Origin of the sequence: uncultured Thiohalocapsa sp. (assembly GCF_913062725.1) — a bacterium.
GTDB lineage: Bacteria > Pseudomonadota > Gammaproteobacteria > Chromatiales > Chromatiaceae > Thiohalocapsa.
The window spans coordinates 24818-40143 of sequence record NZ_CAJXWY010000039.1; the positions used below are offsets into that span (position 1 = coordinate 24818).

The 15326-nt window shown below is 67.4% G+C and carries 10 protein-coding genes and 1 CRISPR repeat array; of the genes, 9 read left to right on the forward strand and 1 reads right to left on the reverse strand.

Going from position 1 to position 15326, the window contains the following annotated elements:
• Positions 1-127: 127 nt before the first annotated feature.
• Positions 128-1699, reverse strand: a complete 1572-nt coding sequence (cls, locus tag QZ588_RS11810) for a cardiolipin synthase (protein ID WP_295542963.1) — start codon at positions 1697-1699, stop codon at positions 128-130.
• Positions 1700-1941: 242 nt separating this feature from the next.
• Between cls and cas6 the strand changes: the two genes are divergently transcribed.
• The 9 genes from cas6 (at position 1942) to QZ588_RS11855 (ending at position 13820) form a co-directional block, all read left to right on the forward strand.
• On the forward strand, positions 1942-2922 hold the full coding sequence (gene cas6, locus QZ588_RS11815) for a CRISPR system precrRNA processing endoribonuclease RAMP protein Cas6 (RefSeq protein WP_295542965.1): 981 nt from the start codon (positions 1942-1944) through the stop codon (positions 2920-2922).
• A gap of 218 nt (positions 2923-3140) precedes the next feature.
• On the forward strand, positions 3141-4319 hold the full coding sequence (locus QZ588_RS11820; protein WP_295542968.1) for a DUF1887 family CARF protein: 1179 nt from the start codon (positions 3141-3143) through the stop codon (positions 4317-4319).
• A 139-nt stretch (positions 4320-4458) separates the two neighbouring features.
• Entirely contained in the window at positions 4459-5508 is a 1050-nt protein-coding gene (locus QZ588_RS11825; protein WP_295542970.1) for a hypothetical protein, read from the forward strand.
• A 10-nt stretch (positions 5509-5518) separates the two neighbouring features.
• Complete coding sequence (gene cas10 / locus QZ588_RS11830; protein WP_295542972.1) at positions 5519-8584, forward strand: type III-B CRISPR-associated protein Cas10/Cmr2; 3066 nt, start codon at positions 5519-5521, stop codon at positions 8582-8584.
• Entirely contained in the window at positions 8581-9705 is a 1125-nt protein-coding gene (locus tag QZ588_RS11835) for a type III-B CRISPR module-associated protein Cmr3 (protein WP_295542974.1), read from the forward strand. Before cas10 ends, QZ588_RS11835 begins: the two co-directional genes overlap by 4 nt.
• Before the next feature lie 151 nt (positions 9706-9856).
• Complete coding sequence (cmr4, locus tag QZ588_RS11840; protein ID WP_295542975.1) at positions 9857-10756, forward strand: type III-B CRISPR module RAMP protein Cmr4; 900 nt, start codon at positions 9857-9859, stop codon at positions 10754-10756.
• A 4-nt stretch (positions 10757-10760) separates the two neighbouring features.
• The gene (gene cmr5, locus QZ588_RS11845) at positions 10761-11135 is read left to right on the forward strand and encodes a type III-B CRISPR module-associated protein Cmr5 (RefSeq protein ID WP_295542977.1); all 375 of its coding nucleotides are present in this window, start codon (positions 10761-10763) and stop codon (positions 11133-11135) included.
• Between the two features lies 1 nt (position 11136).
• Entirely contained in the window at positions 11137-12528 is a 1392-nt protein-coding gene (gene cmr6 / locus QZ588_RS11850; RefSeq protein ID WP_295542979.1) for a type III-B CRISPR module RAMP protein Cmr6, read from the forward strand.
• Complete coding sequence (locus tag QZ588_RS11855; protein ID WP_295542981.1) at positions 12525-13820, forward strand: TIGR02710 family CRISPR-associated CARF protein; 1296 nt, start codon at positions 12525-12527, stop codon at positions 13818-13820. The genes cmr6 and QZ588_RS11855 overlap by 4 nt, the downstream gene beginning before the upstream one ends.
• 271 nt (positions 13821-14091) lie before the next feature.
• Positions 14092-15318: a CRISPR direct-repeat array (repeat unit 36 nt; unit sequence GTCCGAACTGAGACCCGATCTGAAGGGGATTAAGAC).
• Positions 15319-15326 lie beyond the last annotated feature (8 nt).

Consider the following 15326-nt stretch of genomic DNA (forward strand, 5'->3'; position numbering starts at 1 on the left):
GGCGGCGTGGCGGCCCGCGTGCCCGTGCCCGGGCTCAGCGCAGCAGGATGGGACGTTGCCGGATGCGCCCGAGCCGCCCCGGGCCTGAGCAGCCGCCGCATCGCCGCCTGCCCATGCCGGCCGGTGTTCACAACACCGGCCCCAGCATGGCGACGATGTTGTTCAAAATCCGCCGGCGCCGGCTCCAGCCGGCCACCTCCGTGGCGGCGATGAGCCGCGAGGCGGCGATGTAGCTGTCCTGGCGCCGACGCACGGCGGCGGTGACCTGCGGACAGTACAACAGGATGTTGTTCTCGTAATTCAGCTCGAAGCTGCGCCGATCCATGTTGGCGGAGCCGATCAGCGTCACCTCGCCGTCGAGGGTGAGGGACTTGGTGTGCAGCAGGCCGTCGGGATACTCGAAGATCTGCACACCGGCCTCCAGCAGCTCGGCGTAATAGCTGCGGCTGGCGGCGGCCACCACCCAGCTGTCGTTGCGCGCGGGAAAGATGATGCGGGTGTCGACGCCGCGATGGGCGCTGGCGCACAGCGCCGCCTGCATGGACTCATCCGGCACATAGTAGGGGGTGGTGATCACCAACTCGCGGCGGGCGCTGTAGATGAGCTCCTCGAACAGCTGCGGCATGGCGGACCAGCGCACCGTGGGCCCGGTGCCCACCACCTGCGCCGGCACCCCCGGCATCGCCGTGGGGTCCGGCGGCGGCAGCGGCCGGCGCAGCAGGGCGTCGATACCGTCGTCCGCATGCGGCAGCCAGTCACCGGCGAAGAGATGCTGGTTCTGCCGTGCGACGGGCCCCTCGAAGCGCATCATGGCATCCACCCAGGGCGCGTATTTGGCTTTGATGCGAAACTCCGGATCGGCGCAGTTCTGGCTGCCGCAATAGGTGATCCAGTCGTCGATGACAACGATCTTGCGGTGATTGCGCAGGTCGATGCGGCCGGTGAGGGCACGCACCAGCAGATTACCGATGGGCAGGGCGGATGCCAGATGCACGCCGGCCGCCGCCATGCGTCGCCAGTGCGCGGAGCGCAGCATGGCTCTAGAGCCCAGGTCGTCCGCCATCGCCCGGCAGGTAACGCCGCGCCCGGCGGCGCGTATCAGCGCCTCCGCCACCCGCCGGCCATTGTGGTCCGGCAGCCAGATGTAGAACAGCACGTGCACATGATCCCGGGCGCCGTCGATGTCTGCCACCAGGGCATCGATGGCCGCGTTGGAGTCCGCCATCAGCGCCGCACGATTGCCGCCGATGGGGGTGAAGCCGCTGATGGACTCGCCGATGCGGAACAGGTGCTGGTGCCGCTCGGGGATCACCGGGCGCATGCCCGCGGGCGCGTGCGCCGGGTCCAGCTGCAGTGTGGGCAGCTGGGCCTGGGCATGGCGCAGGCGCTCGGCCCGATGCTGGCCGATATTGACCTCGCCAAACAGCAGGTAGGCGATGATGCCCGCCACCGGCAGGGCGATGACCACCACCACCCAGGCGATGCGCGAGGCGGGCTCGCGGTGCGGGCGCAGCAGCACCCGCGCCAGCACGGCCAGCTGGAGCAAAAAATGCGACAGGAATATGAGCGTTGCGATGAGTCCCGAGTGATCCGCCACGGCCTTATCCTCATCATCGGCGGCCGGCACCGCGGCGGCCTGGACGTGTATTGACAGGGGGATTTGGCGCTCCCGCGTCCGCGGTGCCGCGGCAGGCCGCATGGGCCTCTGCGACCGGCGCTCACCACAGCGTCACCCTACCGCTTAAGCGCCCACCGTGCCGCATGGATTCCCCGGGACCCCGTCGGGACGGCGCATCACCGTCGCGCGCAGTTGCGCCGTCATCACCCGCACCATGTCACAGCAGAATTGTGCCGCAAGCTTGCGGGCTGTGCGTGTTCGTGTTGTGCTCGTGTATCACCAGGCAACCTCGCCATTCCACAGCCCGAGAGTCCCCGTAGCCGATGTCTTCCATCGTGGCCATCCGCCCGCCGACCTTGCCGCTCACGCGGCTGCGCTTTTTGTGCGAAGCACGCGAGCCGATGCATCTGCCGGCTTACACCGGCTCCGCCTGGCGCGGCGTCATCGGCCGCAGCCTGCGCCGCAGCGTCTGCGTCACCCGCCAGCCCACCTGCGCGGGCTGCCTGCTGCGCACCCAATGCGCCTACTCCACCTTCTTCGAATCCCCGCCGGCCTCGCCTGATACCGCGGCGCGCTACAACGCCCTGCCGCACCCGTTCGTGCTCGAGCCGGAGGCGCCCGGCCGCCGCACCGTTGCACCCGGCGAGTCCCTCGCCCTGGGCATGACCCTCATCGGCCCGGCGGGCGCCCTCACGCCCTACCTGATCCACGCCATGCAGCAGGCGGGCAACCGCGGGCTGGGGCGCGAGGATGGGCGCTTCCGGCTGCGGGCGGTGATGCAAGAAACGGCACTCGGCGGCGATCACTGGCAGCCCATCTACAGCGCCGACGACGCCACCCTGCGGCAGGCGGACACCCGCCCCACGCCGCCCGGGCCCGCGCCTGCGGCCCTGCGCCTGCGGCTGCACACCCCGCTGCGCCTCAAACGCCAGGGCCGCTTCCTCGGCGCCCGCGACCTGGATGCCCGGGCCCTGCTCGGCACCCTGGCCACCCGCGTGGCCGTGCTCGCCGAGCTGTACGGCAGCGATGCCGGCGTCTTCGATCGCGCCGCCGCACATGCCGCCATCGATCAGGTCACGCTCGCCGCCACAGACCTGCAATGGGTGGAGTGGACGCGCTATTCCTCCCGCCAGCGCACGCACATGCAGTTGGGCGGTGTCATCGGCACCCTGGACCTCGCGGGCCCCGGCCTGACCGCCCTCTGGCCGTTGCTGGTGCTGGGCCAATGGCTGCACGTGGGCAAGGCCACCAGCTTTGGGCTCGGGCGCTATCGGCTCGCCGACGCCGGCGCAGCCCGGGCCTGAGCGGATGCGGCGCCCGGCAAGCTTGCCAACGGTGCGGCCGGCGGCGGGCCGGGCCAAGCTGGCGGCCGTCGTCGGTGAGGGCCGCCGAAGTGGCGGCCAGGGACAGGACAGCAGGGACGCGGCCGACGGCAACAGGCCAGGCGCGGCGGCAGACGCCGACGCCACCCCGGCGACCGGCCCACTGTTGTGCGCGCGATTCCCGCTGTGAGCAAGTATCCATGAAAACCCACGTCCTCCTGGTCTCCGACCAAACACTGCAAAATCTGATTCCGGCGCTGATGGAGCGCCCGCAGCGCATCTTTCTGGTGGTCACCACCGAGATGGCCCGCCGCCGCGCCGATCAGCGCCTGCGCCGCCAACTGCGTCAGCTCGACGCCGAGCTGACCACCTGCAGTGACTGCCCGGACGCCGATTTCGCCCGCACCCAGGCGTTCGCCCATCAGGTGGCCGAGCAGGTCATCAACGCCGGCGCCGACGCCGAGATCGTGCTCAACGCCACCGGCGGCACCAAGCTCATGTCCATCGCCTTCGTCGAGGCCTTCCGCGGCATCGCCAGCCGCATCCTCTACACCGATACCGCGCATCGGCGCATCGAGTACCTGCCGGCGGCGCATGACGCCCGGGCACCCGCGCCCACGGCCATGACCGACGTGCTCGACGTGCCGGGCTACCTGCGCGCCCAGGGCTTTCAGTTCCGCGGCGCCGCCTCCGACGCCGCCGACTGGCAGGCAAGCGCCGAGGCACGCAAGGCGGCGTGCAAATTTCTCGGCAAGCACATCGGTGATCCGCAGCTGCAGCAGTTCGTCGGCGCTCTCAATGGGCTCGCCAACAAAGCACTGGAACGCCTGCCGGACCGCCAGGCCGAGCGTCTCGCCGCGCCTGTGCAGTCCTTCTCGTACGCGCCCCGCGGCCGCTGGGCCGAGGCCATGGCGGTGCTGACCCAGGCCGGCGTGGCGGACTGGACCCCAGGCTCCGAATACCTGCGCTTTCGCGACGTCGAAGCAGCCCAATTCGCCCGCGGCGGCTGGCTGGAGGCCTATGCCTACCACGTCGTGCGTGATGTCGGCGTGCACGATACCCGCCTCGGCGTGACTGGTGTCTGGGACAACGAGCAAGCCATGGCCAACGAGTTCGACGTGCTCGCCTGCCATCTCAACCAACTGCTGTTCATCGAATGCAAGACCCTGCGTCTGCACGACCAGAACGACAACGACATCGCCTACAAGCTCGACAGCCTGGGCGAAGACGCCCGCGGGCTGTTCGGCCGCACCTGGCTGCTCTCGGCGCGCGAGCCCACTGACACCCTCATCGCCCGTGCCCGCCGCGCCCGCATCCGGCTGGTGCCGCCGGCGGAATTGCAGCGGCTGCGGGAACTGGTGCGGGAGTGGCGGGGGTGATCGGCGTGGCCGGGAGCGCAGACCCGCTCGCGGCAAGGTTGCGAGCCCGTCCGAGGAGACCTCCCACCATCATGATGGCCGCCCGCAGTCCCGATAATCCACACAACGGAGAGATTCCAGACCTCCAGGACGCATTGCTATGACGCGCTTCGAATATCGGATCACCTTCAGCTCACCCGCCTTTCTCGGCAATGCCGAGCAGAATGGCCAATGGCGTACACCGCCCTTCAAGGCACTGCTGCGGCAGTGGTGGCGGATCGTCCATGCGTCGGAGCGCGGCGGCAGTCCGCCGGTCGACCAACTGCGAGAGGAGGAAGGCGCACTCTTCGGGGTCGCCTCCGACCAGCGCAACGGCTCACGTAAGAGCGGGGTGCGACTCCGGCTGCAACACTGGAACATGGGCCAACAAGAGACCTGGCCGCCCTTAGCCAGGGTGCAGCATCCCGAAGTCAATTTTCCGGTCGACAGCGGGCTGTATTTAGGGTTCGGTCCTGTACTGCTGCCAAAGGGGGCGAAGCAGCCCGCCCTGAAGAAGAACGCCGCGCTTCAGGCGGGTGAGTCTGCAACCCTCTCCATCGCATGCCCGGATGACGCCGTACCGTCGCTGCAAACGGCCTTCTATCTGATCGACCGTTACGGCACCATCGGCGGTCGCAGCCGCAATGGCTGGGGATCGTTTCAGCTCTCGCTGCCGGATGAGACAGCGCCTTTGGCGAAGCCGCGTCTTGCTACATCGCTGCTGCGCCCTTGGCGGGCGTGTCTGGGTCAGGACTGGCCGCACGCCATCGGTAGCGATGACGAAGGCCCGCTGATCTGGCAAACCACGCAATCGTTCAACGACTGGCGGGGCGTGATGCAGCAGCTCGCCGCGCTGAAGATTGGGCTGCGCACCCAGTTCCCATTCAAGACCGGCAATGGGGCGCATCTGCCCGAAAAGCGGCACTGGCTGAGCTATCCGGTCACCAGACACTCGGTCAAATCCTGGGGCAATGCCCGCCTGCCGAACAGCCTGCGCTTCAAGGTGCGCGCCGAGCCCAACGGCGACGGCTTTCGTGGCCTGATCGTGCATCTGCCCTGCCTGCCACCTGCGCAACCCTTTCGGCCCGACCGCCGTGCCATCGAGGCCGTGTGGGCCCAGGTCCACGCCTACTTGGATCAGGCGCAAGCCCTGACCCGCGCCCCGCACTGAGGACCCATCCATGGACGCGCATGATATCCAGCTCTGGCAAGCCAAGCTCCACGCCCGCCTGCACGACCCGGCCGAGAAGGCCCTGGTGCTGCTCCGTGATCCCGCCGGTCATGAAGGCGGCACATCGCGGGCATTGCAACGCCTGCTCGGCCTCGACACGCTCAGCGCCGACGGCAGCGTGCAGGCCGATGACGACACCCTGCATCGCAAGCTGTTTCGCCACGGTGTGCCCGCCGCCCTGTACCAACAACTGCGCCGTGCGGATCATTGGTCGGCGGCGGCGGACCGGCCACAATGGCCGATGCAGGAGATCACCGTTACCACCCGCAGCGGCCAGCAGAAGACGCTCAAGATCGCCGATTGGGCGCAGGTGCGCTGGACCCAGCAGCCGGTGCTGATCCATCCGCTGACCGGCGCCGAGCTCGATCTCGGGCAGCATGGCGGACTGGGCGATACCGACTTCCACGACATCAAGGCGCGCAGTCTGGCGCACTTCGAGCGCCTCACGCTGCGCGATGGCGCCGGCGCCGACGCCAAGACGGACTGGTGGCGCACCCTGCTCGCCTACTGGCGCTTTGGGCCCGAGCTGACCGAAGACGAGGACTTCGGCAAGCTCGGCGAACTCTGGCGCCTACTGCCCGCCGACACGCGGGTGCCCGACCACAGCATCTGGGATCACCTCGACCTCACCTCGGCCTTCGCCGGCGCGTTCGTGGCCGATCCCGAGCATGAGGTTGCCCTGCTCGCCCTCTCCCTCGGACCGGTACAGCCGTTCATCGCCGCCGCCCGCTCCACCTCCGATCTCTGGGCCGGTTCCCACCTGCTGGCACGGCTGGCTTGGGAGGCCATGCGGGTGGTCTGTGAGCAGCTTGGTCCTGATGCCATCCTGTTTCCGCGTCTGCGCGGTGTGCCGCAGGTGGACCTTTGGCTGCGGGATGCCTGCGGGCTGCCGGCCAAGTGGTTCGCGGGCTGCGAATGGGCGAATCGCAACACCGACAGCAACCCGCTGTTTGCCGCCGCATTGCCGAATCGCTTCGTCGCCCTGGTGCCACGGGCCCGCGCCAGGGCCCTGGCCGAGCAGGTCGAGCAGCGCGTGCGCGCCTGGCTACAGACCCTGGGCGACCGGGTACTCGAGCGCCTGCTGGCTGCCGCTGGCATCACCCCCAGCCCCGATCACCACTGCCATCGGCAAATGGCCGAGCAGCTCCAGGGCTTTCCCGAGGTGCACTGGGCCGCGGTGCCCTTCGCACTGGTGCGCGAAACCACCCGCGATGGCCAACGGGCGCTGGATACCACCGAGCTCTCGGCGGCCATGGCGCCTTTCCTCGGCGCCGCCGCCGGCCAGCCCGCCGGCTTCCTTGCAACGCCCGCCTGGCAGGTCCTGCAACAGGAAACCCGCTGGCGCGATGGCACCACCTTCTTCGCACCGAACCCGGGCGTGCTCTATCCGGCGGTCTACGACCTCGCCGAGCGCGTGCTGGCGGCTGCAAAGACGCTCCGGCCCTTTGCGCAGACGGCGCAGCACGGTTGGCGCTGTTCCCTGACCGGCGAAACGGAATGGCTGACCACCAGCCCCGAGCACCTGGAGACCTCCTATCGCCAGCGCGACGACACCCTCTGGGCGCAGGTGGCACGCGCGCGTCCCGCCTGGGCCAAGGCCGGCGAGCACTTGGGCGCGCTGCCGGCGATCAAGCGTCTCTGGCCAACCCTGTTTGCGGAAGAGCTGGACCAGGCGCTGGACACCGATCTACAGCGCTTCGTGGTCTCCACGCACAGCATGGCACTGGCCCATCAGCTCGACCGTTGGCTCGAGCACGGCGGCAGCCTGGACGAGGCTTGTCGCCAAGCCGTCGCGCGCCACCGCCCGGCGCGCGTCGCCCTGCCGCAGGGGCTGATGCGTCGTCACGCAGCCCAGGGGCAGGAGGCACTCCGCGCCGCCAAGCAACTGGCGGGTCTGCTCGAAGCGGCACGCGAGCTCGATGACGCCGACGCGGCGCAGGCGCTCGAGCGCCTCGTGCAGCGCAACCTGGCGACCACCGAGGGCGCGGGCGCGCTCGAAGGCTACTATGCGCTGCTGCTCATGGATGGCGACCGCATGGGTGCCTGGCTCAGCGGCGATCAGGCCGCCATCAGCTATCGCGCAAGCTTCCACCCGCAGGTGCGCAAGGCCTTGGCACAAAAGGCGCAGACCGAGCCACTACTGGCGCGCTACGCAGACCAGCCGCGTGCCCTGTCGCCCAATCGTCACCTGGCCATCTCCGGGGCGTTGAATGACTTTGCGCTCAGTGTGGTGCGCCATGTCATCGAGCGCGAGCACCTCGGGCGGGTGATCTACGCCGGCGGCGACGACGTCCTTGCCATGTTGCCCGTCAGTGACCTGCTGGCGGCCATGCAGCGACTGCGCGATGCCTACTCCGGACAGGACTCGGGTGCCGGCGAGGCGGCACACAGCAACCTGCGGCTCAACAAGGGATTCGCCTGGCTCGACGGCCGCCTGTTGCGGATGATGGGTGAGCAGGCCACCGCCAGCTGCGGTGCGGTCATCGCCCATCACCAGGCACCGCTGGGCGCCGTTCTGCGGGCCTTGCGGGAGGCCGAATCCGCGGCCAAGAACATCGGTGGCCGCGACGCCTTCGGCCTCACGCTCATCAAGCGTTCCGGCGGTATTCGCCGCTTCGTCGCCAAGTGGGGCGAGCCGCTGGCGGTGCTGAGCGCGCTGCAGCGCTTTCTGGCCGAGCCTGGGGTGTCGCGCCGCGCCGTCTACAACAGCCTGGCATGGCTCAAGGATCTGCCCGAGCCGGACGGCGATACCGACATGCTCAGTGAACTGCTCGCGTATCAGCTGGCACGCCAGGCGGAGCGCAAGCAGATCATCGATCACCATGACGTACCGGGGCTGGCGCGACGCCTGGCGCAGCTCGCAGTCGAGCAGCCGCGCGAGGCGCAGCAAACCCCGCTGCGCTGGCTCGAGAACTGCCTGGCGGTGGCCGAGTTCCTGGTGCGTGATTGCCGCATCTCATCGCGTTTTGCCGCGGATATTGCCTCGGGCACGACGGCTACCGGAGGTCGCCCATGACCGCTTATCGTTTTCTGCAACCCTTGGACGTGCTGTTTCTGCGCGGCAACAAGCTGTTCGGCGACTCCGGCAGCTTCGGCGAAAGTCTGGTGCCGCCCTGGCCCTCGGCGGCCGCCGGCGCGCTGCGCTCGTGGCTGCTGGCCAGCGACGGCGTCGACCCGCAGGCGTTCGCCAGAGGCGCTGTGCGCCATCCGAGTCTCGGTACCCCGGCCGAGCCCGGGGCGTTTCGCGTCACCGCCTTTCATGTCGCCCGCCAAACCGAGACAGGCGCCATCGAGCTGTTGATGGAGCCGCCGGCCGATCTAGTGCTCACCCGCGACACCAACGATGCACTGCGGCTGTCGCCGTTGACACCGCAACCCCTGCCGGCCGCACTGGACGCCTCCAGCGCCTTGGCAAGGCTGCCGATCTTGAGCGAGGCCGCGCGGCGCAAGCCGGCCGGCGGCCATTGGCTGACGCAGCGGGCATTTGCCGCCTACCTCCGCGGCCAGCTGCCGGAGACCAGCGAACTGGTGCCAACCAGCGCCCTGTGGAAGATCGAGCCGCGGATTGGGGTGGGCCTGGACCCTGAGCAGCGTCGCGCCGACGACGGCAAGCTGTTCACCACCCAGGCCGTGCATTTCCGGCCTGGCATCGGTTTTCTGGCGGCCATCGACGGCGCCGAGCTGCCCGCCCGCGGCACCGTGCAACTCGGTGGCGATGGCCGTGCGGCCGCCCTGCGCAGCGCTGATTTCGCGCCGCCGGCGGTCGACCTGGCGGCGATTGCAGCGGCAGGCCGCTGCCGCATGGTGCTCACCAGCCCCGGCATCTTCCCCGAGGGTTGGCGCCCGCCGGGCATCGATGCCGAGGGCCGCTTTGCGCTCGCGGGTGTCCGTGGCCGTCTGGTGAGCGCCGCCGTCCCCCGTGCGCAGGTGGTCTCCGGTTGGGACCTGGCCAACTGGCGGCCCAAGCCGGCGCAGCGCGCGGCGCCCAGCGGCAGCGTCTACTGGCTCGACGAGTTGCAGGCGACACCGGACGCACTCCGCAAGCTTGCCGTCGATGGCCTCTGGCCCGAGCCCTGCGACACTGCCCAGCGGCGTGCCGAGGGTTTTAACCGCTTCGTGTTCGCCGTTTGGTCTTGAGGGCTCGAGGTGCCTGCTGTCCCGCACCTGGCGGCGGTGATCCACGGCGACTGCGCTGCCTTCTGGACCAACGACGATCGCTCGCGGCACGCGGCGGAAGAACACCTCCAGATCCTTGTCTTTTGATGCGCTTTAAAAAAAGGACCAATCCATGTTCGAGAAACAAGCCGCTGTCTTCCTCTACGCCATCAGCCCCGTCCACATGGGTGCCGGCAACACGGTGGGCGTGATCGACAACCCCATCCAACGCGAGACCCATACCGGCCACCCCTGTTTCGCCGGCTCCGGCATCAAGGGCGCCGTGCGCCACGCCTACCAAGTCATCGGCGGCGACCCCGGCGACATCGATCGGCTGTTCGGACCGCCGTCGGGCAGCAGCAATCTGCACGCCGGCGCGGTGAGCTTTGGCGATGCGCAACTGGTGGCCTTTCCGGTGCGCAGCCTCAAGAACGGCTACGCCTACGCCACCTGTCCGCAGGCACTCGGGCGCGCCCAGCGTATGCTCGCATTGCTGGGGGTGAGCACCGACTGGCGCGTCCCCGCGGTTGCCGACGGGCACTGCCTCATCGCCAACCCGCAATTGCTCTCACAGGACAAGCTCCATCTGGAGGCCTTCGAGTACGAGGCGCGCGCGTCTGCCAACGACTTGCCCGCCATCACAGCCGATCTTGCGGACAAGGCCCTGCCCGCCGACAAGGCGCACGCGTTCTTCCGCACCAAGCTGCAGCAGGACCTGGTCCTGCTCTCCGATACCGATTTCACCTACTTCGCCCAGCACGCCACCGTGGTCGAGCCACATGTGCGCATCAACGCAGAGACTGGCACCGCCGATGACGGCGGCTTGTTCTATACCGAGAACCTGCCGCCGGAGTCGCTGCTGATCGCACCCTTGCTGGCGAGCCAGACGCGCACCGGCAAGGCCGAGGATGCGCTCGATGCCACCGGTGTCCTGCTACGGCTGAAAAACCTGTTGGACAACCGCCCGCTGCAGATCGGCGGTGACGCCACCACCGGTCGCGGCATCGTCGCCGTGCGCATCCTGGAGGGCTGACAGCATGCAAACCCTGGAACAGTTACGGGCCGACGATGCCTGGAAGAAGACGCAGCGCTGCAGTGAAGAGTATGTGAAGCTCGCCAAGGGCGTGCCGGCGTTGATCATGAACAGCGGGCTGATGCAGGTGCTGGCGTTTCTCGAGGAAAAAGGCAGCAAGGAGTCGCAACGCCACTGTCGCGATCTGTCGGAACATCTGCGCACCTGGCTGCAAGCGCGATTCCCGAAGACCATTCCCAGCGCCGAGTTTGCGCCCTTCATGGAGGCACTGATGCAGCTCGAAGACCCGCGTACCTACCAGGCGATTACCGCCGAGGCCTTCGACTGGCTGCGTTGGCTGCGCCAGATGGCACCGGCGGCACGCGCGGGAGGACGCTAGCATGGCGATTGCAGCCCTACCGGCGTATCTCGGTACGGATTTCTCCAGCGCATCGCCGGGGATGCGATTCGGGATGTATCTCAAGCTCTGGGGTACCGATCAGCACAGCGGCGAAAGGCTCTGGACCACGCACGACCTGAATTACCGGGCAGCTGGCCCAAACAAGCATGTTCGCCAGTTCAAAGACGAAAACAAGTCGAACGCGCTGCGCGAAGCCTGCCGCCTGAGCCCGCAAGATCGGGCGCTCATGCGCGCGTTGCTGGATCGCCAGACAGCGCTAGCCGAAGCCTTGCAGCCCAGCGGCCAATTGTTGCGCGTGGACGCCGAGGCCATCGCCCCCTTCACCACCGGCCTTGGCAACGAGCATCCGCTCGAGAACGGCTTCGCCTTCCTCAGTCCCTATGGCCTGCCTTATCTGCCCAGCAGCGGCGTGAAAGGGGTGCTGCGCCAGGCGGCGCGCGAGCTGGCCAGCGGCGACTGGGGCGACGCGGCCGGCTGGGACCAGGCCGAGCGCTTCATGCTACCGAGCGGGAACGCGCGCATCCCCCTGAGTATGCTAGATGTGCTGTTCGGCAAGCAGAGCGACGATGGCGACACCGAGCACGTGCGCGGGGCGCTGCAGTTCTGGGACGTCATCCCGCAGGTAAAGGGCGCCAGCCTGGCGGTGGAAGTGATGACCGCGCACCAGTCACACTACTTGCAGCATGATGGAACACCGCACGAGTCCGGTCAGCCGAACCCCATCAACTTCCTGACGGTGCCGCCGGGCTCGGCGTTCCATTTCCATGTGCAATGCGATGGCCCGTTCCTGCAGCGCGTGGCGCCCGAGCTCGCTGCAGACAGCGCCTGGCAAGCACTGCTGAGCGCGGCACTGGAGCATGCCTTCGACTGGCTCGGCTTCGGTGCCAAGACCGCCGTCGGCTACGGCGCCATGCGCCGGGATCACAGTGCCGAACAGGCGCGCCTGGCGGCGCAGCGCGCAGCCGCCGAGCAGCGTAAGCAAGCAGCAGCCGAGCGCCAGCGCCAGGAAGATGCGGCCGTCCGGGCGGCGGATGCGCAGGCGGCCTTCGACGCCCTGCCGGAGAGCGACAAGGCGTTGCAGCAGTTTGCGCAAGCGATAGCCGCGTTCGGCGCCGTTGAGTCCCTGACCAAGGCGCAATACCCAGAGTTGGCGCGACACGTCAATATGCTGGCGGATCAGGCGCAAGCCTGGCCCGAGCAGAGCGAACGGCAACGTGCCGCCGAGGCAATCGAGCAGGCGCTGAACCGCTTCGGCTGGTCGGCGCCGGGTCTCAAGGCGGAGAAGCGAAGGAAGCAGGAGACCAGGCGCCGCGAACTGATCAACTTGGTGATCCACGGACCCGAGCGAGACAGCTCAGGAACGAAACAATGAGCAACACCATCCTGCTGTGCACCGTCGGCGGCTCGCATCAGCCCATCCTCACCGCCATTCAGGAGCTTGCGCCCGCATTCGTGCTGTTCTTTGCCAGCGGGCGGGACCGCGCAACCGGCACCGGCGGCTCCATCGACACCATCACCGGTAACGGCCAGCCCGTTGAGGTGCGCCGCGGCGGCCAGATCGTGGAGCGCCTGCCCAACATTCCCACCCAAGCCGGCCTGAGCGCCGAGCACTTCGACGTGGCCGAGGTGCCCACCGACGACCTCGACCAGGCCGTTGGCGTGATGACGGCGGCACTCGCGAAGCTGCGCCAGCGCTTTACCGACGCCCTGTTTGTGGCCGACTACACCGGCGGCACCAAGACCATGACCGCGGCGCTGGTGATGGCGGCGCTGGAAATCGACGACGTCCAGCTGCAGCTCACCACCGGCGCCCGCGCCGACCTCGTCCGGGTGCACGACGGCAGCCAGGCGGGGCTGGCCGTCAGCGCCGAGGGGATTCGGCTGCGCCGCGCCATGCAACCGCTGATGGCCGGCTGGCAGCACTTCGCCTACGGCGCAGCCGCCGCCGGCCTGAGCCAACTGCCGCGCCCGCGCGATCCGGACCTGCGCGCCGAGCTGCAGATTGCCCACGACCTGAGCCAAGCCTTCGATGCCTGGGACCGCTTCGACCACGCGGCGGCCAGCGCACAGCTGGAGCGCTACCGCCCGCGCCTGGGCAAGGAGGCCGGCGCCGTCGTCGGTCCGCTCTACACCGCACTCAAGCACCTCACCGCCGAGCCCGACAGCCCGCAGCGCACCCCGGCGCGGCTTTGGGACCTGTGGCTGAACGCCCAGCGGCGCGCCGCCCAGGGCCGCTTCGATGATGCCGTCGCGCGCGGCTATCGCCTGCTGGAATGGACCGCCCAGTGGCTACTGTCCACCAAGGGCATCGACACCAGCGACCTGCGTGCCGAGCAAATCCCCGCCGGCCTGCGCATCAGCGAGGGCACCGACGGCAAGCGCCAGGCCGGCCTGCACCATGCGTGGACGCTGGCCGCCCACCACCTGGGCGGCGACGTGCAAGCCTTCATGGCGGCCCAGCACAGCGCCATGCTCGATCACCTGCAAAAGCGCAATTACTCCATCCTCGCCCACGGCGACCGGCCTATCGCGCAGGCGGATTGGGTGGCCTTCAGCGACTGGCTGCAGAAGGCATTGATCCCCGTGCTCATCGCCCAGGCCGATCGCGTTGGGCTCAAACGCCTGGGCCCGCAACTGTCGCAACAGCCCATGTGGCGGACCTGAGCCCCATCGCCGGCGGCAAGCTCGCCGCGCCTGAACCAGCGCATCTCCGATGATTCCCGCATCCCACAGCCTGAACCGCGCCCTAAGAACAGCGCCGCGACCGCCCACTCATACCCAGACGCCCGCGCTTGACGGCGGGAATCTGACTTCTCTACCATCTGCCCTGACGGCGTCGCGCCAAAGGACACTGCGCGTGAACTTTTCGGTTCCCGGATTTTTCTTCAACCCCCTCTGCAAGTTGCTGAAAATAAAGGGCCTGTGGCGTCGAACGGTCCGAACTGAGACCCGATCTGAAGGGGATTAAGACCGTATAAAAGGACACCATTACGTGTCCGTTGTGCAGTCCGAACTGAGACCCGATCTGAAGGGGATTAAGACGGCGGCGATCATCACGACTTGCAGCGAGCGGGCGGGTCCGAACTGAGACCCGATCTGAAGGGGATTAAGACTTGATCGGACAGAACCGTTATACGGTTTTGTGTCCGAACTGAGACCCGATCTGAAGGGGATTAAGACGCACGCGCAAACGCGTCTAAACGCTTCGCCAGGTCCGAACTGAGACCCGATCTGAAGGGGATTAAGACGTTGCGCTGCTACATGCTTATGTACGTTAGTGCGTCCGAACTGAGACCCGATCTGAAGGGGATTAAGACCCCTGCTTGTATTAGGTTAAGACTTGCCGACGTGATCCTCGAAGGCTTCCATGAAGTCCGAACTGAGGCCCGATCTGAAGGGGATTAAGACGTCCGGCATGGTGAACTGGTTAGCGGGGCGCAGGTCCGAACTGAGACCCGATCTGAAGGGGATTAAGACGCAATGGCAGGTGCCATTGTTTCCAACGCTTTGTCCGAACTGAGACCCGATCTGAAGGGGATTAAGACAAAATTAGCGATGTGGCCCGCCATTTTTTCAGTCCGAACTGAGACCCGATCTGAAGGGGATTAAGACTTTTCGCTTGTGGACGCCTCGAAAATTTTCTCCTCGTCCGAACTGAGACCCGATCTGAAGGGGATTAAGACCCAACGATCGCCGCCGCACCTCTCGGCTTCCAGCGTCCGAACTGAGACCCGATCTGAAGGGGATTAAGACGCCAGCCAATTTTCTGTTTTAACAGATTTTCCGGTCCGAGCTGAGACCCGATCTGAAGGGGATTAAGACGTTCTTGAAGACGGGGAAATCTGCATTCTCGTCCGAACTGAGACCCGATCTGAAGGGGATTAAGACGCGCAACCCGGTTCGGGTTGTAGTCGTTGGCGGTCCGAACTGAGACCCGATCTGAAGGGGATTAAGACAGTTTGCTAAGTAGGCGTGAAAAAAAGAGGCGTCCGAACTGAGACCCGATCTGAAGGGGATTAAGACTCCTGGTCGATGTCGACCGTTGTCCAAGCGGTGGGTCCGAACTGAGACCCGATCTGAAGGGGATTAAGACGCGTTGTAGCGCTGGACCTTGCGGCCGGTCTCGGTCCGAACTGAGACCCGATCTGAAGGGGATTAAGACGCTGCGGC

What these genes read in the sequence shown, in the direction of transcription:
- cmr4 (WP_295542975.1), top strand. Translation starts at nt 9,857, where the DNA reads ATGTTCGAGAAACAAGCCGCTGTCTTCCTCTACGCCATCAGCCCCGTC.
- QZ588_RS11835 (WP_295542974.1), top strand. Translation starts at nt 8,581, where the DNA reads ATGACCGCTTATCGTTTTCTGCAACCCTTGGACGTGCTGTTTCTGCGC.
- cas6 (WP_295542965.1), top strand. Translation starts at nt 1,942, where the DNA reads ATGTCTTCCATCGTGGCCATCCGCCCGCCGACCTTGCCGCTCACGCGG.
- cmr5 (WP_295542977.1), top strand. Translation starts at nt 10,761, where the DNA reads ATGCAAACCCTGGAACAGTTACGGGCCGACGATGCCTGGAAGAAGACG.
- QZ588_RS11855 (WP_295542981.1), top strand. Translation starts at nt 12,525, where the DNA reads ATGAGCAACACCATCCTGCTGTGCACCGTCGGCGGCTCGCATCAGCCC.
- QZ588_RS11825 (WP_295542970.1), top strand. Translation starts at nt 4,459, where the DNA reads ATGACGCGCTTCGAATATCGGATCACCTTCAGCTCACCCGCCTTTCTC.
- cmr6 (WP_295542979.1), top strand. Translation starts at nt 11,137, where the DNA reads ATGGCGATTGCAGCCCTACCGGCGTATCTCGGTACGGATTTCTCCAGC.
- cls (WP_295542963.1), bottom strand. Translation starts at nt 1,699, where the DNA reads ATGCGGCCTGCCGCGGCACCGCGGACGCGGGAGCGCCAAATCCCCCTG.
- QZ588_RS11820 (WP_295542968.1), top strand. Translation starts at nt 3,141, where the DNA reads ATGAAAACCCACGTCCTCCTGGTCTCCGACCAAACACTGCAAAATCTG.
- cas10 (WP_295542972.1), top strand. Translation starts at nt 5,519, where the DNA reads ATGGACGCGCATGATATCCAGCTCTGGCAAGCCAAGCTCCACGCCCGC.